Here is a 20,466-nt window from a genome sequence, read left to right as displayed (position 1 = left end):
CAGGTCCGCCGCCAGCCGCCGCGCCATGCGCGCGCCAAGCGACGAGGCGTTGCGCGTGCCCACCATGGCCAGCATCGGTCGGTCGAGCAGGCCAGGATCGCCAAGCGCCCAGAGGATCGGCGGGGCATCGGCGCAATCGGCAAGGTCCGCCGGGTAGCCGGGATCGCCAAGGCAAAGCATCTGCGCCCCCATGCGCCGCCCGGCGGTCAGTTCGGCACGCGCCACGGCTTCGGGGCAGGGAGTGTATTTTTCCACCCCCGCGGCGCGGGCCACGTCAGGCAGGGCCTGGAGCGCCCCTTTCGCGTGCCCGTGTTCCGCCATCAGCCGCCGATAGGTCGCAGGTCCCACCCGGCGCGAACGAAGGAGGCGCAGCCGCGCCAGCCGTTCGCCCGCATCCACCGCAGGGTCAGGCACATAGGCGCTGGCCGCTTCCCAGAATGCACTGTCGATCTCGGTCATCATGGGCCGAGGCTAGGCGAGTCGCGGTTAACGGAGTGTTACCGGACTAGCCGGGATCGGCGAGCGACTTGACGAAGAAGCGCAATCGCAGGCGGAAAGGCCCCTCGGCGCTGTCCACCTCGGCCTCGCCGCTGCCGGTCTCTTCCCAGCCTTCGCGGACGTAGAACCGGGCGGCGCGGTGGTTGCCCACCCCGATATCGAGCCGCGCAAGGCCAACGCCGCGCGCCGCCAGCCGCGCCTCGCCATCGGCCAGCAGCCGGGCGGCCAGCCCGGTGCCCCGTGCGGCCCCGGCCACGAACAATTGATAAAGCTCGTCATCGCGGATGGCGCAGAAGCCAAGCGGCGCCAGCGGCGGTCCCGCCATGCGGATGCCCGGCAGAAGGTCGCGCAGGCGGCGGGAGAAATCGGCCTCGGTCCGCATGCGGGTCAGGGCTTCGGGCGTGTAGGCGGCATGGGCCTCGTGCCAGCCCGCGTGCCACAGTTTCGCAAGCCCGGGGATATCCTCGGGCCGGGCCGGACGCAGGTCGTTCACGCGGCGGACCCGCCGACGGTCAGGCCGCCGATCAGCAGCGTGGGCTGGCCCACGCCCACGGGCACCCACTGGCCCGCCTTGCCACAGGTCCCCATGCCGGGATCGAGCGCCATGTCATTGCCGATCGCACGGATCTTCTGCAATGCCGTGGCCCCGTCGCCGATCAGCGTCGCGCCCTTGACGGGCGCGCCAACCTTGCCGTCCTGCACCCGGTAGGCCTCGGTGCAGCTGAAGACGAACGTGCCGTTGGTGATGTCGACCTGCCCGCCGCCGAAGCCCACGGCATAGATGCCGTCCTTGAGATCGGCCACGATATCGGCGGGGTCGGTGTCGCCGCCCAGCATATAGGTATTGGTCATGCGCGGCATGGGCGCGTGCGAATGGCTTTCGCGCCGCCCGTTGCCCGTGGGGGCCACGCCCATCAGCCGGGCATTCTGGCGGTCCTGCATATAGCCCACAAGGATGCCATCCTCGATCAGCGTGGTCCTGGAAGAGGGCGTGCCCTCGTCATCGACGGTCAGCGATCCGCGCCGGTCGGGGATGGTGCCGTCATCGAGCACCGTCACGCCCTTCGCGGCAACCTGCTGGCCCAGAAGCCCGGCGAAGGCGGAACTCTTCTTGCGGTTGAAATCGCCCTCCAGCCCGTGGCCCACGGCCTCGTGCAGCAGGATGCCGGGCCAGCCGGGGCCGAGCGCCACGTCCATGATGCCCGCAGGGGCGGGAACGGCACCGAGATTGACGACCGCGATGCGTAGCGCCTCGCGCGCCAGCGCCTGCCAGTTGGCAAGGTCGAGCCAGTCGCCCAGCTCCACCCGACCGCCGCCGCCCGCATTGCCGGATTCGCGGCGACCGTTTTCCTCGACGATGACCGAGACGTTGACGCGGATCATCGGCCGCGCGTCCGAGACATGCACCGCGTCGGGACGCAGGATCTCGACCTCCTGGTGCGAGGCGGCAAGGCTGACCGAGACCTGCACCACGCGGGGGTCCAGGCCGCGCGCATAGGCATCGACCTCCTTGAGAATGTCGAGCTTGGCGCCGAATCCCGCGCCGGCCATCGGGTCCGCGTCGGTATAGAGCCTCTGATTCGTCGCCGCAGGGGCGTCCGCCCACGTGCCGCCGCCCTCACCCACGGCCAGGCGGGCGGTTTCGCTGGCGCGCAGCAGCGCCGTTTCGGAGATTTCCGTGGAATGGGCGTAGCCTGCGACCTCGCCGCGCACCGCGCGCAGGCCGAAGCCTTCGGATGCGTCATAGCTGGCGGTTTTCACGCGGCCATCGTCAAAGAGCAGCATTTCCGAACGTTTGCGCTCCAGGAACAGCTCACCGTCATCCGCCCCCGCCGTGGCATCGCGCAGGATCCGCAGTGCGGCCTCCTTGTCGATCTGGGTCTCGAAGGGGCGGAACGCGGGCGAAGTCGTCATGGGGCAGGGACCTTCCGGGGCTGAAAATGATCTGCGTCAAGCGATCCGGGGCAATTTTAAAGGTGAGACATTTTTCACCACTGTCTTGCCACCGTTCCCTCTATATGGTTCATCACCAGACATACGCAACGGGGGTCTGCGTGGCCGACAAGGCCTATCCCCGCAAGGACAGGACGATAAGAATGCGACTTCTGAAGAAGCTGAACGGCCTCTGGGCCGGTATTGGTGCAACCTTCGCAGCCGGCGCCGCCATCGCGCAGACCGCTCCCGAAGGTCTCGAAGTGATCGGTGCGCCGGTTGATCGTGGCCTGGGCTTCCAGCCCGCTGTCACCAGCCTGGCCGCGCAGATCCACCGCCTCGACAACATGGTGCTCTACATCATCACCGCGATCTGCATTTTCGTGCTGGGGCTGCTGGTCTGGGTCATCCTGCGCTACAACGCGCGGGCCAACAAGACCCCGGCGACCTTCAGCCACAACACCCCGATCGAGGTGACCTGGACGCTGGTTCCGCTTGGCATCCTGGTGTTCATCGGGGCCTTCTCGCTGCCGGTTCTGTTCAACCAGCAGGAGATTCCGGAAGGCGACGTGGTCATCAAGGCGACCGGCTACCAGTGGTACTGGGGCTATGAATACCCCGAGCACGACATCGAGTTCCTGAGCTTCATGCTGGATCGGGAATCGCTCGAAGAATACGGCTACAGCCAGGACGAATACCTGCTGGCCACCGACACCGCCGTCGTGGTGCCGACCGGTCAGACCGTCGTTCTGCAAGTCACCGCGGCCGACGTGATCCACAGCTGGACGATCCCTGCCTTCGGCGTGAAGCAGGACGGCGTTCCCGGCCGCCTGGCCGAAGCCTGGTTCCGCGTCGAGCCCGGCAGGGAAGGCATTTACTTTGGCCAGTGTTCGGAACTTTGCGGTCTGAACCACGCCTTCATGCCAATCACCGTCATGGCCGTGACGCCCGCCGAATACGAAGCCTGGCTCGCCTCCGGCGGCACCGACTTCGCGTCCCTCATGGACGGCACGATCGGCGAGATCGAGCTGGCTGCCGTCGAGCAGTAACACCTGACCGAGCGGCCGCGGGCGGACCTGTCCCTGCCTGCGGCCCTCTTGCATCCCGCAAGACGAGACCGAGACCCGATGAGCGATTTCACCGCGAACACCAACACGACCCCGCAGGAGGCCCAGTTCGGCGACTATTTCGCCCTGCTGAAACCCCGCGTGATGTCGCTGGTCGTGTTCACGGCCTTCGTGGGCCTGATGGTTGCGCCCGTGGGCGTGCCGCCGGTGGATGCGTTTACCGCGATCCTGTTCATTGCCCTTGGCGGCGGCGCCTCGGGGGCGCTGAACATGTGGTATGACCGCGATATCGACCAGGTGATGAAGCGCACGCAGTCGCGCCCCATTCCCTCGGGCCGCGTCAGTCCCGGCGAGGCGCTGAGCCTCGGCCTGTGGCTCTCGGCGCTGTCGGTGGTGATGCTGGGCCTTGCGGCAAACTGGTTTGCCGCTGCCTTCCTGGCCTTCACCATCTTCTTCTACGCGGTGGTCTATACCGTCTGGCTCAAGCGCTCGACGCCGCAGAACATCGTTATCGGCGGCGCCGCCGGCGCCTTCCCCCCGATGATCGGTTGGGCCGTTGCCACCGGTGGCGTGTCCATCGAATCCGTCCTGATGTTCGCTCTGATCTTCATGTGGACGCCGCCCCATTTCTGGGCGCTGGCCCTGTTCATGAAATCCGATTACGACGAGGCCAAGGTGCCCATGATGACCGTGACCCACGGCCGTCCGCACACCCGCAAGCTGGTCTTCGTCTACACGCTGCTGCTGGCCCCCGTGGCCATCGCCACCGGCCTGACCTCGATCGGCGGGCCGCTCTACATGGCTGCCGCGGTGGTGCTGAACCTTCTGTTCGTCAAGGGCGGCTACGACATCTGGAAGCGCAGCGAAGAGGCCGCGCGCCAGGACGATTACCGCACCGAGAAGAAGGTCTTCCGCTTCTCGCTTCTTTATCTCTTCCTGCATTTCGGCGCGCTTCTGGCAGAAGCCGGCCTGCGTGCCTTCGGCCTGGGGGGCTGGTAAGATGCCGATCACCGAAACGCATGAGATCCATCAGCGCCGCGCGGGCCGCAATATCGGCGTGGCCCTCACGCTGCTGGCTTTCGTGGCCATCGTGTTCTTCCTGACCATGTCCAAGATCCGCAATGGCGGCTCGATGGAAGCCTTCGACCATTCCGCCCGTCCCTCGATCACCGAAGAGGAGGGCTCGGAATGAGCGCAGGGCAGACCCCCAACCACGCCAGGACCGTGTGGAAGCTGCTGGCCGTCGTGGCCGCGATGGGTTCGCTCGGGTTCGCCTCGGTGCCGCTTTACGATCTTTTCTGCCGCGTGACCGGCTACGGCGGCACCACCTCGGTGGCCGAGCAGGGCAGCGATGTCGTTCTCGACCAGACCATCCTCGTGCGCTTCGATGCATCGCTCGGCGACGACATGGAATGGGAATTCGAGGCCCCGTCCGAACCGATGGAAATCCGCATCGGCGAAACCGGCATGGCCTTCTACACCGCCTATAACCCGACCGACCGCACCATCGCGGGCACCGCGACCTACAACGTCGCGCCCTATTCGGCCGGGCTCTACTTCTCGAAGATCGCCTGTTTCTGCTTTACCGAGCAGGTGCTGGAACCTGGCGAACGGGTCGAAATGCCCGTGACCTTCTACGTCGATCCCGAGATCGTCGACGACCCCGACGCGAACGGGATCCACGCGATTACCTTGTCCTACACGTTCTACGAGACGGACTTGCCCGAAGATGAATACGCTGCGTTAGACGGCGACAGTGAGTGACCACCAAAGGACCGCACAAAATGGCACACGCTAAGAACCACGACTATCACATTCTCACCCCCTCGATTTACCCGTTCCTCGGGGCCGTGGGCGCCTTCCTGATGCTTTCGGGCGTGGTGCTCTGGATCTCGGGCAATGGACCCTGGCTCTTTGCCATCGGCCTCATCGGCGTGCTCTACGTCATGTTCGGCTGGTGGAAGGACATGGTCGGCGAGGGCAATAACGGCATCGACCACACCCCCGTGGTCCGGATCGGCCTGCGCTACGGCTTCATCCTGTTCATCCTCTCGGAAGTGATGTTCTTCCTGGCCTGGTTCTGGGCCTTCTTCAAGCACACCATCTACCCGATGAGCGAGTATGTGGGCTCGGAATACGTTCTGCCCGAGATCCACGCCGTCGACGCGTTCCACCTGCCGCTGATGAACACGCTGGTTCTGCTGTTGTCGGGCTGTGCCGTGACCTGGGCACACCACGCGCTGGTGCATGAAAACAACCGCAAGGACCTGATCTGGGGCCTGGCCATCGGGATCATCCTGGGCATCGCCTTTACCGGCCTCCAGGCCTATGAATACTGGGAACTGCTGGTGCATGAAGGCTGGAGCTTCGGCGGCGACCGCTTCTTCGGCACCTTCTTCATGGCGACCGGTTTCCACGGCTTCCACGTGATCATCGGCACGATCTTCCTGACCGTCTGCCTGTTCCGCGCCATCGCGGGCGACTTCACGCCCGAGCGTCACGCCGGGTTCGAGGCCGCGGCCTGGTACTGGCACTTCGTGGACGTCGTCTGGCTGTTCCTGTTCTTCGCCGTCTACATCTGGGGCCAGTAAGCCCTGACTTGCCGGCCGTCGCTTGTGCGGGGCGGCCGGGTTTGCCTTCGGCGAGGGGTGAGCGGCGAGAAAGAAATGCTCCGGTGGAGCGTTTCAGCCGCGAACGGACAGAGACCTCGCCAAGAAGAAGAAGGCAGGCGCGTGAACCTTAATTGAATGTGAAGGCCGGCCGGCGGGTCGGCCTTTTCCCGTCGGGAGAGTGCGATGCTGAAACGGATGATCTGGCCGATCCTCTTCGGGCTGGTGGGCTGTGCGATCCTGCTCAGGCTCGGGGCCTGGCAGGTGGCCCGGCTGGAGTGGAAGGAGACGCTGCTGGCCGGGATCGAGGCGCGGATCGCCGACGCGCCCGAGGCCTTGCCCGAGGTTCCCGACGCGGAGCGCGACCAGTTTCAGCCGGTGGCTCTGTCGGGCACGATCCTGGACGGCGAAATCACCATCCTGGCCTCGCTGCGCAATGCAGGGCCGGTCTTTCGCATCATCCGCGCCTTCGAGACCGAAGCGGGCAGGCGCATCCTGATCGACATGGGCTTCGTGCGCGAAACCGAGCGGCGGACCGCGCGGCCGGGCAATGTTGCCGCCGATCTCGTGGGCAATCTCTACTGGCCGGACGAGATCGACGGCTTCACGCCGGAGCCGGACCTTGCAGCCGGCATCTGGTTTGCCCGCGACATCCCGGCAATGGCCGAGGCGCTGGACACGGACCCGGTGCTGGTGGTTTTGCGCGAGGCGCCGCAAACGGACCTTGGCGTGACGCCCTTCCCGGTGGACACCAGCGCGATTCCGAACGATCACCTGTCTTACGCGGTGACGTGGTTTCTGCTCGCCGCGGTCTGGTTGGGGATGACACTCTTTCTTCTCTGGCGTATCAGCAAGCGGACAAACTGAAGGCACCGACAATTCCATGCGTTATGTCTCGACCCGGGGCGCGGCCCCCGATCTGAGTTTTGAAGAAGCCATGCTGACCGGGCTTGCCCGGGACGGGGGGCTTTACGTGCCTGCCGAGGTGCCGGTGATGGCCCGGGGCGATATCGCGGCGCTGGCGGGGCTGAGCTACGAGGAGGTGGCGTTCCGCGTGATGCGTCCCTTCATCGGCGATGCCTTCACGGACGAAGAATTTGCCGACATCATCGCGCGCGCCTATGCGGGCTTCGGCCATGCCGCCCGCGCGCCCCTGGTGCAACTGGCCCCCAACCATGTCCTGCTGGAGCTGTTCCACGGGCCCACGCTCGCCTTCAAGGACTTCGCCATGCAGCTGATTGGCCAGCTCTTCCAGGCCTCGCTGTCGCGGTCAGGCAAGCGCGTGACCATCGTGGGCGCGACCTCGGGCGACACCGGCTCGGCGGCGATGGAAGCCTTCCGGGGGCTCGACAATGTCGATGTCTTCATCCTCTTCCCCCATGGCCGGGTCAGCGACGTGCAGCGCCGCCAGATGACGACGGTGAGCGAAGCAAATGCCCATGCCCTCGCGCTGACCGGCGATTTCGACGATTGCCAGGCGCGGCTGACGGACATGTTCCACGACCATGCCGTCCGCGCCGAGGGGCATCTGGCGGGTGTGAACGCGATCAACTGGGCGCGGGTGCTGGCGCAGGTCGTCTACTCGTTCACCGCCGCCGTGTCCCTCGGCGCGCCGCATCGGGCGGTCAGCTTCACCGTGCCCACAGGCAATTTCGGCGACATTTTCGCAGGCTACATCGCCAAGCGCATGGGTCTGCCGATTGAACGGCTCGTCATCGCCACCAACCAGAACGACATCCTGCACCGGGCGATGTCGGGCGGCACCTATGAAACCCATGGCGTCACCCCCTCGATCAGCCCCTCGATGGATATCCAGGTCTCCTCCAATTTCGAACGTGCGCTCTTCGACGTCTACGATCGCGATGGCGGGGCCGTGGCGCAGCTGATGGACGAGTTGAAGGGGCAGGGCGGCTTCAAGATTTCCCAAGGCGCGCTGGAACGGCTGCGCGGGCTCTTCGCCTCTGGCCGCTGTTCGGAGGAGGAAACGCTGGCCATGATCACCCGCGCCAATGCCGAGATGGTCGAACTTCTGTGCCCGCACAGTGCCGTGGGCGTCCACGTCGCGCAGGATCACCTGGGCACCACGCCGATGATCACGCTGGCCACGGCGCACCCGGCGAAATTCCCCGATGCGGTGGAACGGGCCAGCGGCATCCGCCCCGGCCTGCCCACGCGCATGGCCGATCTGTTCGACCGGCCCGAACGGGTCACGCGAGTCGAGAACGACCTTGCCCAGCTCGAAGCGCTCGTGCGCGCGGAGCGTGCCGCGTGAGCGTTCTGATCCATACCCTCGCCAACGGCATGCGCATCGTGACCGAGCATATGCCGGGGCTGCAATCCGCCGCCGTGGGCGTCTGGGTCAATGCCGGTGGCCGTCACGAGCGGCCCGAGCAGAACGGCATCGCCCATTTCCTCGAACACATGGCCTTCAAGGGCACCAAGCGCCGTTCGGCGCTGGCCATCGCCGAGGAAATCGAGGATGTGGGGGGCTATATCAACGCCTATACCAGCCGCGAGGTGACGGCCTATTATGCCCGCGTGCTCAAGGACGACGTGCCGCTTGCGGTCGATCTGATTTCCGACATTCTGTTGAACCCGGTCTTCGACCCTCGCGAAATCGAGGTGGAGCGCGGTGTTATCCTTCAGGAAATCGGCCAGGCGCTCGATACGCCCGATGACATCATCTTCGACTGGTTGCAGGAAGTGGCCTATCCCGAGCAACCGCTCGGGCGCACCATCCTGGGCCCGGCAGAGCGGGTGCGCGGCTTCGGCAAGGAGGATCTGCGAGGCTTCGTGGCCGAACATTACGGCGCGGGGCAGCTGATCCTGTCGGCTGCCGGGGCCGTCGACCACGACCAGATCGTGCGACTGGCCGAGGCGGCCTTCGGCCACCTGCCCGCCAAGCCCGTCAGCTCGGCCCTGCCGGGCGTCTTTCACGGCGGCGAGCGGCGCGAGGTCAAGCAACTGGAGCAGGCGCATTTTACCCTGGCGCTGGAGGCCCCCGGCTACCGCTCGGACGACATCTACACCGCCCAGATCTACGCCACCGCGCTTGGTGGCGGCATGTCCTCGCGGCTGTTCCAGGAAATCCGCGAGAAACGCGGCCTGTGCTACACGATCTACAGCCAGGTCGGCAGCTATGACGACACCGGGCTCATGACGATCTATGCGGGCACCGGGGCCGAGGACCTGAATGCTCTGTCTGACCTCACGATCGAGGAGGTTCGCCGCTCGGTCGACGGGCTGACCGATGCCGAGATCGAGCGGGCCCGCGCGCAGATGAAGGCCGGCATGCTGATGGGGCTGGAAAGCCCCTCGGCCCGGGCCGAACGGCTGGCGCGCCTGGTGGCGATCTGGAACCGGGTGCCGCCGCTGGAGGAAACCGTGGCCCGCATCGACGCGGTGAACCGGGCCGCCGTGCGCGACCATGCCGCCAAGCTGGTGGGTGCCGGGCGCGCGGCGCTGGCGCTTTATGGGCCGGTCGATCACGGCCCGCGCGTGGCCGACCTGGTGGAGCGTCTGGCCGCCTGATGATCGCACGCAGGAACAAGGTTCGGATCGAGACAGAGCGGCTGAGCCTGCGCCTGCCAGCGCATTCCGATTACCGGGCCTGGGCCAGCCTGCGCGACCAGTCGGCCGAGTTCCTGCAACCATGGGAGCCCACCTGGGCTGCCGATCACCTGACCCGCAAGAGCTTCACCAACCGCGTCTACTGGGCACAGCGGTCGGTCGGCAATGGCTCAGCCATTCCGCTTTTCCTGGTGCGGCGCGCCGACGAGGCGCTGGTGGGCGCGATCACGCTCGACAATATCCGCCGCGGCCCCGCGCAGGCGGGCACGCTCGGTTACTGGATCGGCCAGCCGCATCAGCGCCAGGGCTACATGCTGGAGGCGATTGCCGCCATTGCGCATTACGCCTTCCGCGAGCTTGATCTCAGCCGCCTAGAAGCCGCCTGCCTGCCGGAAAACGCGCCCTCGCGCGGGGTGCTGGAAAAGGCCGGGTTCAAGTATGAAGGCGTGGCGCAAAGCTACCTTCAGATCAACGGGCGCTGGCGCAACCACGTGCTCTACGCCATGCTGCGCCATGACCGGCGCGGGCGATCCGACGCGGGCTGACAGCCGGAGGGCAGGCCGATGACGCGCTATATCGCGCTTCTCAGGGGGGTGAATGTGGGCGGGCGCAACCGCCTGCCGATGGCCCAGTGGCGCGCCCTTCTGTCCGATATGGGGCTTCAAAACGTCGCCACCTATATCCAGAGCGGGAATGCCGTCTTCGACAGCGCGGCCCCGGCGGACGAATTGGCCGATACCCTGCCAGCCGCGATCGAAAAAGAGACCGGCTTCGCGCCGCCCTGCCATGTGCTTGCGGCATCGGCGCTGGATGCTGCCCTGGATGCAAACCCGTTTACCGAGGCCGAGGATGAGCCCAAGACCCTTCACCTCGTCTTCTTCTCGGACCCCGCGTCCTTCGATGCAGAGGCTGCCGGGGCGGCGGCCACCGCAGGCGAGCGTTTCCAGCTCGGGGACGGGGTCCTTTATCTCTACACACCCCATGGCTTCGGGCGCTCGAAACTGGCCGAACGGCTGGACCGGGTGCTTCGCGCCGAGATCGTGACCGCGCGGAACCTCGCCAGTTGCCGCGCCCTTCAGAAGATGGCCCACGCATGACCCAGCTTTTCCCCGCCGACAGCGTTTTTCAGGCCGCCCTTGCCGCCGATCTGCCCGAGGGCGTGCTTGGCCTCGTCGAGGCGCGCTACCTGGCCGAACCGCGCGGGCTGTTCGAGGGGCAGGCGGGCTGCCTCGCCCGGCCCCGCACAACCGACGACGTGGCCACCCTTGTGCGCCATGCCGCAAGCGCGCGCGTGCCGGTGGTGCCCTATGGCGGCGGCACCGGGCTTGTCGGCGGGCAGATCGCGGCCGATGGGCCCGCGCCGCTGGTGATCAGTTTCGAGCGCATGACCGCCACGCGGGCCGCCGACCCGCTGGCAGGCACGCTGACCGTCGAGGCGGGCGCGATCCTGGCCGATGTGCAGGACCAGGCCGAGCAGATGGGGCTCTTGTTCCCGCTCTCGCTGGCTTCCGAAGGATCGGCGCGCGTCGGCGGGCTGCTGTCCACGAATGCCGGGGGCGTGAACGTGATCCGCTACGGCAATACGCGCGACCTGGTTCTGGGGATCGAGGCGGTTCTGCCCACGGGCGAGGTCATGCACGGGCTGCGTGGCCTGCGCAAAGACAACCTCGGCTATGACCTGCGCAACCTCCTGGTTGGGGCCGAGGGCACGCTCGGGCTGATCACGGCGGCCTGTCTCCGGCTGGTGCCGCGCCCATCCGATCAGGCGACCGCGCTGATGGTGGTGGACAGCCCCGACAGCGCGCTGAAGCTGCTGGCACTGGCGCGGCGGATGGTGGGCGACGGGCTGTCGGCTTTTGAACTGATCGCCAGGGCGGGGCTGGACTTTCTCGAAGAGGTGGGGCCCGAGCTGCGCCAGCCCTTCGCCGACAAGCCCGATTGGATGTGCCTCGTCGATCTGGGTCTGCCCCAGGGGCAAAGCGCGAGCGATGCGCTGATGGCGCTTTTCGAGGCAGCTGCCGAAGAGGGGCTGGTGCTGGACGGGCTGATTTCCCAGTCCGAAGGGCAGCGGCAGGACTTCTGGACATTGCGTGAGACAATCCCCGAGGCCAACAAGCGGATCGGGGCGATTTCCAGCCACGACATTTCCGTGCCAATCGGCGCGATCCCGGCTTTCCTCGCCGAAGCGCCCGCCCGCGTGGCCCATCTGGGCGCGGTGCGGATCAATGCCTTTGGCCATCTGGGCGATGGCAACCTGCATTACAACGTCTTCCCGCCCAAGGGCGAGGGGCGCGAGGCCTGGGCCTTTGCGCGCGGCGAGGTCAAGCAGGCGATCCATGACCTCGTGCACGAAATGGGCGGGTCCGTCTCTGCCGAGCACGGGGTCGGGCGGCTCAAGGTGGGTGACCTGGAACGCTATGGCGATCCCGCCGCGCTGGCGGCGATGCGCGCGATCAAGGCGGCCCTGGATCCCCACGGCATCATGAACCCCGGGGCAGTGCTGCGCCACATCCCCTGAAAACGGGTCGGCGCCCCGCCGGGGGTGACGGGGCGCCTGTGGGGTCTTGGTCTTGCAAGCAACATGTTCGCGAGTGACGAACGACTCATGCTTAGCCCGGCTCTCGTTAAGAGAGCGTAAACACAGCCGCGATTTCTATTTGCGGCAGATCAAGGAGGCTTTCGCGCGCCAAGGCTATCTTGGGGGCAAGGTGGCGCGGCGGATGAAGGATGCGATCCTATGGCTCGGGTGCCTGTAAACGTGATCACGGTTTCCCCTCCGAACCTGGACAGGACAGGGTTCCTGAGCCTCGAGATGGGGATTGGCCGGCAGGATGGCCCAACCCGGCGGGACTGGCTTCTCGATCGCTTCGAGGAAGGCTTCCAGGTGCGGATGCTGCGCCCGCCGCTCAAGGGCTTCGTCGAATTCGCCCCGGGGCGCGTGTCGTGGAAACCGCTCATTGGCGGGGCAGGCTGCATCGTGGTGCAAAGCCTCTGCGTGAAATCCCGGGTCGACTGGTCCGAGGGCGCAGGCTCGCTTCTGCAATCGGCCGAAACCTGGGCGCGATATTACGACTTTGCCGCCGTTCTGTTGCCGCTCTCGGCACCGGCCGATCCCGAAACGCGGCGCGGCCTCTTCGCCCAGGGGTACCGGGTGATCGATGAAACCGCCGGGGGCATCGCCCTGTGGGCCAAGGTCGTGCAGGGGCCGCTGGCGCTGCCGGGCCTGCCGCAGGACTGGCACGCGCGGGCCGAACGGCTAGGCAGCGGGCTGGTGGTGCAGACCGTGGGCCATTGCGACCAGCAGTTGCGCCGGGGCTATGACCTCGTGGACATGGCGCGCGAGGCCGGGCTGGAGGCGCGGCTGGAGCCGTTGCACAGCGCCGACATCACACGCGAGAGTCTGGTGACGCCGAAAGCCCTCTTCGCGGTGGTGCTGGAGGGCGAGGTGATCGACTGCGGACGCGGCTCGACCATGCAGGTCTGGCACGACATCCGCCGCCGATCAGGCTTGTGACTTCCGCCTAGTCGCCTTCGAATTCACACAGGCAATGCACGGCCTGGCCCATGGCCTCCAGCCGCTTGCGCCCGCCCAGGTCGGGCAGGTCCACCACGAAAGCGGTGCCCACGACCTGCGCGCCAAGCCGTTCGATCAGGCGGATCCCCGCCTCGGCGGTGCCGCCGGTGGCCAGAAGGTCATCGACCAGCAGCACCTTTTCGCCCGGTTGCAGACAGTCGTCATGGATCTCGACCGTGGCCGAGGCATATTCCAGCGTGTAGTCCTGCTGGATCGTCTTGCCCGGCAGCTTGCCCTTCTTGCGGATCGGCACGAAGCCGACCGACAACTGGTGCGCCACCGCGCCGCCCAGGATGAAGCCCCTTGCCTCCAGCCCCGCCACCTTGTCGATGCGCTGGCCGACGAAGGGGGCCAGCAGCTGGTCGATGGCCAGCCGGAAGCCGCGCGCATCCAGGAACAGCGTCGTCACATCGCGAAACATGATGCCTTCATGGGGGAAGTCGGGGATCGTGCGGATATAGTCCGCGACCGCCTTTTTCTGCAGCATCGCTCGGGCCTTTCCGTGGCAGGTGTATCCGGGGGCCATGCATAGCGCCTGACGCGGGCCGGTGCAGCCCAAAACTGCGTCACAGGCGTGGATAATGTCGCCGCAGCGCCTCGGCGTCCTGTCCACGCAGCCACACGACCGCGTTCGAGTTCTCGTTGAAGATCGAGTCGGGATAGGCCGGCGACTGGATGTCTGTCGCCAGCCCAAGCGCCTGCACCAGTTCTTCCAGCACCACCGATGAAATCTCGCGCCGGTTGATGTCGCGCGACAGCGCGATCGCCGCTTCCTGGATATCGGCCCCGAGCGAGCGGATCGCCACCCGCCCCACGGCGAGTTCCGAGCCATCCAGCTCACGGTTCCCGGTGCCCTCGATAATGCCCCCCTGCGGCGTGTCCAGCAGGTAAATCGCGATATCGGGGTCGGGTTCGTAGCTGCGCTCCAGCACCAGGTAGGCCCCCGAGGCGTTGATCTCGGCAATGGCGCGGTCGATGGCAGCCTCCACGAGGTCGAGCTTGTAATTGGGGAAGTGGTCGTCGATCTGCACCACACCCACGGTCAGCGACACGGCCCTCTGGTCCGACCAGCGGATCAGCGGCTTGCGGCACTCTCCCCCCGGCGGCGCGGCGCAGGCCACCAGCCGGTAGAAGGCCTCGTCCGACAGGCGGCGCGGCACGGTCACGAATTCCTGCGCCCAGGACAGGGTGGGCAGGATCAGGAGACAGGAGAGAAGCGCAGGCCGCAGGATCGTGATCATGGTCAAAGATGTGCCCCAAGCGGCGCCATGCGGCAAGCGCAGGGGCAACGCAGGCGCGCCGCCTGTTGCAGCGAGGACTCGGGTCTCAGACTGCGCGGCGCAGGCTGGCGGTCAAGAGACCCATGGTCACCAGCGTCGCACCGCCCGCCCGTGTCAGCCAGGCGATGACGCCGGGCCGCGCGATCCGCGCGCGCAGGCGGTCGGCCAGCAGCGCGTAGGCCAGCGCGTTCATCGCGGCGAGGCTCACGAAAGTCGCCACCAGGATCGCGAATTGCGGGCCAAGCGGGGCCTCGGGGCGCAGGAACTGCGGCACGAAGGCGATGAAGAAGGCGATGGATTTCGGATTGAGCGCGGTCACCGCCGCGTTATGGCCAAAGATCCGCGCGGGCGTGATCCGGTGCGTTTCCGGCAGCTCCGTCAGGGTCGCCCCCCCGGCCGAGCGGATCAGCTTGATCCCCAGCCAGACGAGATAGACCGCCCCCACCCATTTCAGCGCCGTAAAGAGCGTCGCCGAGGCCAGCACAAGCGCCCCCAGCCCCAGGAGCGACGCGGTCATGGCGATGAAATCGCCAAGCGCGACGCCCGCGGCAGAGGCCACGGCCACCTTGCGCCCCTGGCTTAGCGCGTAGGACAGCACCAGCAGCACCGTGGGGCCGGGAATGATCAGAAGCGCGGTGGAGGCAGCGACGAAGGCGAGCCACAGATCGACGCTCACAGCACGCGCCCCGCAACGGCCGATAGCTTTTTCACCATCGCCGGGTCGCGCTTGTCCGGCGCGGTCAGGATCGCGTATTCCAGCGCCCTGTCGCAGCCATGCGGGCAGGGGGGGCGATCCTTGCCAAGAAGAGTGGGCAGGCGGCTCACCAAGGCCTTGGCCTTGCCGGCATTGCCCGTCAGCGTGGCGATGATCTGGGCAATATCGACCTCGCCATGATCGGGGTGCCAGCTGTCATAGTCGGTGATCATGGCGACGGAGGCGTAGCAAAGCTCCGCCTCGCGGGCCAGTTTCGCCTCGGGCATGTTGGTCATGCCGATCACGTCGCAGCCCCAGCTTTCGCGATACATCCGCGATTCAGCGAGGCTGGAAAACTGCGGGCCTTCCATTGCCAGGTAAGTGCCCCCGTCATGCACGGTGATGCCCGAATCCCGCGCAGCCGCCACGCAGGCCGCAGACAGGCGCGGGCAGGTGGGATGGGCGACGCTGACGTGCCCGACCAGACCCGGGCCGAAGAAGCTCTTTTCGCGCGCGAAGGTGCGGTCGATGAACTGGTCGACCACCACGAAATCGCCCGGTGCCATTTCTTCGCGGAACGATCCGCAGGCGGACACGCTGATGACATCGGTCACGCCAAGCCGCTTCAGCGCGTCGATATTGGCGCGGTAGGGCACCGTTGTCGGGGTGTGGACATGGCCGCGCCCGTGACGGGGCAGGAAGACCATCTTGACGCCATCGAGGTGGCCGACCAGCACCTGGTCGGAGGGCGTGCCGAAACTGCTGTCCGCCGTCACCCATTCCGCGCCCTCAAGCCCCTCGATCTCGTAGACGCCCGAGCCGCCGATTACCCCGATCACCGTGTCCATATCCGTCCCCATGCTGGCCGTTTCGCACGGTAGCCTAACGGCCAGCGCCGGGGGGCTCAATTCACGAAATGGAGCCGGTCGAAGCTTTGCCGCCAGTCCGCGACCTCGCCCGCCAGCGTGGCGGGGTCATTGGCGCGCAGCCCTTGCGCGAGGAGGCTTGCCAGGCGCGGCGCGTCCTCTGCCGTCATACCCCACCGAACCAGCTCCGGCGTGCCGATGCGCAAGCCGTTCAGATCGCCCTCCACCGGGTCGATGGGCAGACCGATCCCGCAGGCCAGGAACCCCGCCTGGCGCAATGTCTTGGAGGCCGCCTGACCGCCGCCGAAGCCCTTGGCCTCGATGGCGAACTGGTGCGACATGGTATAGCCGCCAGCCCCCTTGAAGACCGGAAGGCCCTCATCTGCCAGCGCCTCGGCCAAGGCCTTGGCCATGCGGATCATCTCGGCTGCGTAGGCGCGGCCATGATCGCGCCAGTCGAGCATGGTCACCGCCAGCGCCGCCGATTTCGCCACGTCGAAATTCGCGGTCATGCCGGGAAAGGCGATATGGTCGAGCCGTTCGGCCAGGTCTGCCTCGTTCGTCACGATCAGCCCGCCCGCCGGGCCGCCGAGGCTCTTGTAGGTCGACATGGTCATCAGGTGCGCGCCTTCGGCCAGCGGGTCCTTCCAGGCCTTGCCCGCGATGATCCCGCATTGATGCGCCGCGTCGAAAAGGAGCTTTGCCCCAACTTCGTCGGCCACCTTGCGGACCTCGGCCACCGGATGTTCGAAGAGATTGAGGCTCGCGCCAAGCGTGATGAGCGCGGGGTTTTCCGCCAGCGCCAGCTTTCGCAGCCCGTCCACATCAACCGTGTAGCCATCGGCATGGACCGGCGCGGGCAGGATGCGCAAGCCATAGAGCCCCGCGCAGCCGGCCTCGTGATGGGTCACGTGGCCGCCCACGGCGGCAGGCGGGGCGATGATCGTGTCGCCCGGCTTGCAGGTCGCCATGAAGGCGTAGAGATTGGCAAGCGCGCCCGAGGGCACCCTAATCTCGGCGTATTTCGCATTGAAGACCTCGGCGGCCAGTTCCGCCGCGATCACCTCGATTTCCTCGATTGCCTCCAGCCCCATCTCGTATTTGTCGCCCGGATAGCCAAGCGACGGGCGGCTACCCATGCCACTGGCCAGCAGAGCCTCTGCCCGCGGGTTCATCACGTTGGTCGCGGGGTTGAGGTTGAAGCAGTCGCGTTCGTGGATATGGCGGTTGGCCTCTGCCAGCGCCTCGATCCGCTCATGGATCGCGCTGCTGTCCTCGGTGGCGGTATGGGCGGCGATGCGCTGGACAAGGTCCTCGCAGGCTTCGGGCACCCAGGGGCGGCGGGCCAGGGTCATCGGGTCTCTCCTGTGTCTTGCGCCGATCATGGCCGGGCAGGGGTGACAGGGCAAACCAGATTTCCTATCATTGAGTTTAGAAAATCTAGGGGTAGCTGGAATGGCCGTCGCACCACCACGTCCGAAGGGGCCCGCGCTCAATGCCCTGCGCGCGGTCGAAGCCGCCGCGCGGCTCGGCTCCTTCGCGGCCGCGGCCGAGGAGCTTTCGGTCACGCCCGGCGCGATTTCCCAACATGTGAAGGCGGTCGAAGCCTGGTCTGGCGTGCCGCTTTTTCGCCGCCGCGCGCAAGGTGTGGACCTGACCGAAGCCGGTGCCCGCGTGGCCCCGGTTCTGGGGGCGGCCTTCGACGGACTCGGCGAGGCGACGCGGATGATCCGCGAGATGAAGCCGCGCGCGACCCTCACCATCGCCGCGCTGCCAAGCGTCGCGCAGCTGTGGCTCTATCCCCGCCTTGCCGCCATCCGTGCGGCGATGCCGGGGGTGAAGCTTTCGATCACCGCGCTGGAAACCGCCCCCAACCTGCGCCGCGATCTCTTCGATCTGAGCCTGTTCCCGCGCGATCCGGCAGAATGCCCCGGCGGGCTGGTGCTGGCCGAGGACGAGATCTTTCCCGTGGCCGCGCCGGTGGTCGAGGCCCGGGTGCGCGCGGCCGGAGGGATCGGGGCCGAAACCCTGCTGATAGATGAAAGCTGGTCCGCCGATTGGCCGGACTGGTCCAATGCCGCGGGCGTCACGCTGCCGGACCTGTCCGATGCGCCGCGTTTCTCGCTCTACAGTCTCGCGGTCGCCGAGGCCGAGGCGGGCGCGGGTGTTCTGATGGGGCACGGCTTCCTGCTGGAAGCACAGCTGAGCGCAGGCACCCTCGTGCCGCTATCGTCCAGGCGACACCCGACGGGGCGCGCGCTGGTGCTCGACCGGCCCGCCCGTGCCAAGGGTGACCTTGCGCGGCTGATCGGACTGCTGTCCCGCGTTACTCGCCCGGGCGGCGCAGGGTGAACAGCTCGGTCACGCGTGTGAAGTCGCGGTAGCCCATGCGACCGACCGGCTGGAAGGTGCGGGCATCGAAGATGCCATCCACCAGGCAGTCGTCGCGCATGTGGACGCCGATCACTTCGCCGAAGACGACGGTATTGGCCTCGCCCTCGATCTTCACGATCTGGGTCAGGCGGCATTCGAGATTGGCCGGGGCCGTGGCCACGCGAGGACAGTCGATCAGGGTGCAGGCGGCCTTCTCGATTCCGGCATCCGTGAACTCGTCCACCTCCCTGTCCCAGGGACCGGAGGTCTGGTTCATGACCTCGGCCATGGCATATTCCACGACGTTCACGCAAAAGACCCCGGTCTCGATGATATTGGCGACGCTGTCCTTCACGCCCCCCTCGCGGTCATGCTTGCCCGAAGTGCAGGAAAACATGACCTGCGGCGGCGTGTAGGCGACCCCGTTGAAGAAGGAATAGGGGGCAAGGTTGTCGGACCCGTCGGAAGCGCGGGTGGAAATCCAGCCAATGGGGCGCGGCGTGATCAGCGCGTTGAACGGGTTGTGAGGCAGGCCGTGGCCATCCTTGGGTTCATAAAACATCGCGCGTCCCTTTCCGATCCGTTTGGCAAGGAGGTAGCGCCGTGCTAGGGCCGGTTCCAGAGGAAAATCGGTCGGGACAGGCGGGTGTACAGGGTCGGGCAGGAGAAACCGGAGGATTACTGGGAGGTCGAGGCGCTTTATGACCTGTGCTTTGCCCCGGGCCGCGAGGCGCTGTCTTCCTATCGCCTGCGCGATGGCGTCCCGCCCGTGGCCGAGCTTTGCATGCAGGCGCGCGACCCCGATAATATCCTGGCGGGTGCCATTCGCTACTGGCCGGTGCGCGTCGGCCGCGACAGGGCGCTTTTGCTGGGGCCGATTGCCGTTCACCCGACACGACAGGGCGAAGGACTGGGCGGGCTCCTGATGCAGGAAAGCCTGGCCAGGGCCTGGGACCTGGGCTGGCCGCGCGTTCTGCTGGTGGGCGATGCGCCCTATTACGGGCGTTTCGGCTTTGCCCGGCTCGACGGGGTGGTCATGCCGCCGCCGACCAACCCTGACCGGGTGCTGGGCATCGGCGACTGGCGCGGGGTTGAAGGGCCGGTCACAGGCTGGGTGGACTAACAGGCGGCGGTGGCGTGCGGGCCCTGCGAGCAGACGAAAAGCCGTTTCGCCGCCTGTCGGCGTCGACCCGGGGGCGCCCCTCGTCGACCCCCGCTTGCGCGGGAGCACTCCTCGGCGCGCGTTGCCACGGGACCGTGGATCGCGCGGTGGCCGGGATCTGCGGTTGCGTTGTCCGGCTGCTGTGGGCAGTGGGTATTTGGGCAAAGAAGAAGGCGGCGCGGGCCTTTGACCGCGGTGGGTGCCGCGTGGATGTCCGGGTCGGTGTCGTGCCATTGGCCGGGCACGCGTTTGTGATCGACGGATGGCTTGCACCGGGTCAGGCGGCGGGATTAAGGGCCGGGCCTGCGAAGCAATCCGAGCCGCCCCATGCCTGTGCCCGCCCAAGACATCCGCTTCCTGCGCCTGACCGAGGTCCCGCCCGAGGCGATCCTCGCCCATATGCGTGACCCGCGCGTGGCCGAGCACATGCCGCTTCTGACCTTCGAATGGACCGCCGAGACCGTGACCGCATTCATCGCCGCGAAAGAGGCCTGCTGGGGTCGCGACGGGCTGGGGCACTGGGCTTTCTCGGTGGATGGGGACTATGTCGGCTGGGGCGGGTTCCAGAAGGAAGGGGAGGAGTGGGACTTCGGGCTGGTGCTGGCGCCCAAGGCCTTCGGCCTCGGGCTGGCGATCGCAGCAAAGGCGCTGGAGTTCGCCCGGAACGACGCGCGCATTCCCTACGTGACCTTCCTGCTGCCGCCTTCGCGGCGTCACCTCGGGGCGTTGCGCCGTCTGGGCGCGGTGCCGGTGGGCGAGGTCGACGATGCCGGCGCGGGTTTTCAGAAATTCCGGCTGGAGACGCTCTGAGGATCGCGACCCGCCGGGTCGCGATCCTCTG

Annotated in this window: 24 protein-coding genes; 15 read left to right on the top strand and 9 right to left on the bottom strand. The window is 66.9% G+C overall.

All coding sequences use genetic code 11. The annotated features are described in order from the left end of the window. The 3 genes from ACEQXV_RS10335 to tldD form a co-directional block, all read right to left on the bottom strand. A partial coding sequence (locus tag ACEQXV_RS10335; protein WP_372525630.1) for a DNA-processing protein DprA occupies window positions 1–462 on the bottom strand: 462 nt, incomplete at its 3' end. A 43-nt stretch (window positions 463–505) separates the two neighbouring features. Next, window positions 506–991, bottom strand: a complete 486-nt coding sequence (locus ACEQXV_RS10330; protein ID WP_370269044.1) for an N-acetyltransferase family protein — start codon at window positions 989–991, stop codon at window positions 506–508. After that, window positions 988–2,412, bottom strand: a complete 1,425-nt coding sequence (gene tldD, locus ACEQXV_RS10325) for a metalloprotease TldD (protein ID WP_370269043.1) — start codon at window positions 2,410–2,412, stop codon at window positions 988–990. Before tldD ends, ACEQXV_RS10330 begins: the two co-directional genes overlap by 4 nt. Window positions 2,413–2,594: 182 nt before the next feature. Here tldD and coxB point away from each other — a divergent pair, with 182 nt between their 5' ends. From coxB to ACEQXV_RS10265, 12 genes are all read left to right on the top strand, one after another. Continuing rightward, window positions 2,595–3,479, top strand: a complete 885-nt coding sequence (gene coxB, locus ACEQXV_RS10320) for a cytochrome c oxidase subunit II (protein WP_370269041.1) — start codon at window positions 2,595–2,597, stop codon at window positions 3,477–3,479. Window positions 3,480–3,557: 78 nt separating this feature from the next. Then, window positions 3,558–4,496 (top strand): heme o synthase, encoded by a 939-nt coding sequence (cyoE, locus tag ACEQXV_RS10315; RefSeq protein ID WP_370251343.1) that lies wholly within the window; start codon window positions 3,558–3,560, stop codon window positions 4,494–4,496. Window position 4,497: 1 nt separating this feature from the next. Next, window positions 4,498–4,689 (top strand): hypothetical protein, encoded by a 192-nt coding sequence (locus tag ACEQXV_RS10310; RefSeq protein WP_370251342.1) that lies wholly within the window; start codon window positions 4,498–4,500, stop codon window positions 4,687–4,689. Further along, on the top strand, window positions 4,686–5,261 hold the full coding sequence (locus ACEQXV_RS10305; protein ID WP_370251341.1) for a cytochrome c oxidase assembly protein: 576 nt from the start codon (window positions 4,686–4,688) through the stop codon (window positions 5,259–5,261). The genes ACEQXV_RS10310 and ACEQXV_RS10305 overlap by 4 nt, the downstream gene beginning before the upstream one ends. A gap of 20 nt (window positions 5,262–5,281) precedes the next feature. Continuing rightward, window positions 5,282–6,088: a cytochrome c oxidase subunit 3 gene (locus ACEQXV_RS10300; protein ID WP_370269040.1), complete on the top strand. Its 807-nt coding sequence runs from the start codon at window positions 5,282–5,284 to the stop codon at window positions 6,086–6,088. Window positions 6,089–6,292: 204 nt separating this feature from the next. Beyond that, window positions 6,293–6,973, top strand: coding sequence for an SURF1 family protein (locus tag ACEQXV_RS10295; protein WP_370269039.1), 681 nt, complete (start codon window positions 6,293–6,295; stop codon window positions 6,971–6,973). A gap of 16 nt (window positions 6,974–6,989) precedes the next feature. Beyond that, window positions 6,990–8,378, top strand: a complete 1,389-nt coding sequence (gene thrC, locus ACEQXV_RS10290; protein WP_370269037.1) for a threonine synthase — start codon at window positions 6,990–6,992, stop codon at window positions 8,376–8,378. After that, the gene (locus ACEQXV_RS10285) at window positions 8,375–9,637 is read left to right on the top strand and encodes a M16 family metallopeptidase (protein ID WP_370255166.1); all 1,263 of its coding nucleotides are present in this window, start codon (window positions 8,375–8,377) and stop codon (window positions 9,635–9,637) included. Before thrC ends, ACEQXV_RS10285 begins: the two co-directional genes overlap by 4 nt. After that, window positions 9,637–10,221 (top strand): GNAT family N-acetyltransferase, encoded by a 585-nt coding sequence (locus ACEQXV_RS10280; protein WP_370255168.1) that lies wholly within the window; start codon window positions 9,637–9,639, stop codon window positions 10,219–10,221. Before ACEQXV_RS10285 ends, ACEQXV_RS10280 begins: the two co-directional genes overlap by 1 nt. A gap of 18 nt (window positions 10,222–10,239) precedes the next feature. Beyond that, window positions 10,240–10,773: a DUF1697 domain-containing protein gene (locus ACEQXV_RS10275; RefSeq protein ID WP_370269036.1), complete on the top strand. Its 534-nt coding sequence runs from the start codon at window positions 10,240–10,242 to the stop codon at window positions 10,771–10,773. After that, entirely contained in the window at window positions 10,770–12,194 is a 1,425-nt protein-coding gene (locus tag ACEQXV_RS10270; RefSeq protein WP_370255171.1) for an FAD-binding oxidoreductase, read from the top strand. Before ACEQXV_RS10275 ends, ACEQXV_RS10270 begins: the two co-directional genes overlap by 4 nt. A 219-nt stretch (window positions 12,195–12,413) precedes the next feature. Next, window positions 12,414–13,190 (top strand): hypothetical protein, encoded by a 777-nt coding sequence (locus ACEQXV_RS10265; protein ID WP_370269035.1) that lies wholly within the window; start codon window positions 12,414–12,416, stop codon window positions 13,188–13,190. A gap of 7 nt (window positions 13,191–13,197) precedes the next feature. Here ACEQXV_RS10265 and ACEQXV_RS10260 read toward each other — a convergent pair whose 3' ends face one another. The 5 genes from ACEQXV_RS10260 to glyA all read right to left on the bottom strand — a co-directional run bounded on the left by ACEQXV_RS10260 (window position 13,198) and on the right by glyA (window position 17,445). Beyond that, window positions 13,198–13,737, bottom strand: coding sequence for an adenine phosphoribosyltransferase (locus ACEQXV_RS10260; protein ID WP_370255174.1), 540 nt, complete (start codon window positions 13,735–13,737; stop codon window positions 13,198–13,200). Between the two features lie 79 nt (window positions 13,738–13,816). Further along, window positions 13,817–14,491: a DUF2927 domain-containing protein gene (locus tag ACEQXV_RS10255; RefSeq protein ID WP_370269034.1), complete on the bottom strand. Its 675-nt coding sequence runs from the start codon at window positions 14,489–14,491 to the stop codon at window positions 13,817–13,819. Between the two features lie 85 nt (window positions 14,492–14,576). Continuing rightward, on the bottom strand, window positions 14,577–15,206 hold the full coding sequence (locus tag ACEQXV_RS10250) for a LysE family translocator (RefSeq protein ID WP_370255176.1): 630 nt from the start codon (window positions 15,204–15,206) through the stop codon (window positions 14,577–14,579). Then, entirely contained in the window at window positions 15,203–16,072 is an 870-nt protein-coding gene (locus ACEQXV_RS10245; protein ID WP_370269032.1) for an S-methyl-5'-thioadenosine phosphorylase, read from the bottom strand. Before ACEQXV_RS10245 ends, ACEQXV_RS10250 begins: the two co-directional genes overlap by 4 nt. 56 nt (window positions 16,073–16,128) lie before the next feature. After that, entirely contained in the window at window positions 16,129–17,445 is a 1,317-nt protein-coding gene (gene glyA / locus ACEQXV_RS10240; protein WP_370269031.1) for a serine hydroxymethyltransferase, read from the bottom strand. A gap of 100 nt (window positions 17,446–17,545) precedes the next feature. Between glyA and ACEQXV_RS10235 the strand changes: the two genes are divergently transcribed. Further along, complete coding sequence (locus tag ACEQXV_RS10235) at window positions 17,546–18,442, top strand: LysR family transcriptional regulator (protein WP_370269030.1); 897 nt, start codon at window positions 17,546–17,548, stop codon at window positions 18,440–18,442. Here ACEQXV_RS10235 and ACEQXV_RS10230 read toward each other — a convergent pair. Beyond that, window positions 18,417–19,025 carry a flavin reductase family protein gene (locus ACEQXV_RS10230; protein ID WP_370251863.1) on the bottom strand — a complete coding sequence of 203 codons (609 nt, stop codon included), beginning with the start codon at window positions 19,023–19,025 and terminating at the stop codon, window positions 18,417–18,419. The two genes, ACEQXV_RS10235 and ACEQXV_RS10230, sit on opposite strands and share 26 nt — an antisense overlap. A gap of 84 nt (window positions 19,026–19,109) precedes the next feature. Here ACEQXV_RS10230 and ACEQXV_RS10225 point away from each other — a divergent pair, with 84 nt between their 5' ends. Both ACEQXV_RS10225 and ACEQXV_RS10220 read left to right on the top strand, forming a co-directional pair. After that, on the top strand, window positions 19,110–19,586 hold the full coding sequence (locus ACEQXV_RS10225) for a GNAT family N-acetyltransferase (protein WP_370251864.1): 477 nt from the start codon (window positions 19,110–19,112) through the stop codon (window positions 19,584–19,586). A gap of 366 nt (window positions 19,587–19,952) precedes the next feature. Beyond that, on the top strand, window positions 19,953–20,435 hold the full coding sequence (locus tag ACEQXV_RS10220; RefSeq protein ID WP_370269028.1) for a GNAT family N-acetyltransferase: 483 nt from the start codon (window positions 19,953–19,955) through the stop codon (window positions 20,433–20,435). The last annotated feature ends 31 nt before the right edge of the window (window positions 20,436–20,466 follow it).

Origin of the sequence: Nioella sp., assembly GCF_964229645.1 — a bacterium.
Taxonomy (GTDB): domain Bacteria; phylum Pseudomonadota; class Alphaproteobacteria; order Rhodobacterales; family Rhodobacteraceae; genus Nioella.
The sequence above is the reverse complement of the archived record's forward strand: the minus strand, read 5'-3'. Positions and strand labels throughout refer to the sequence as shown.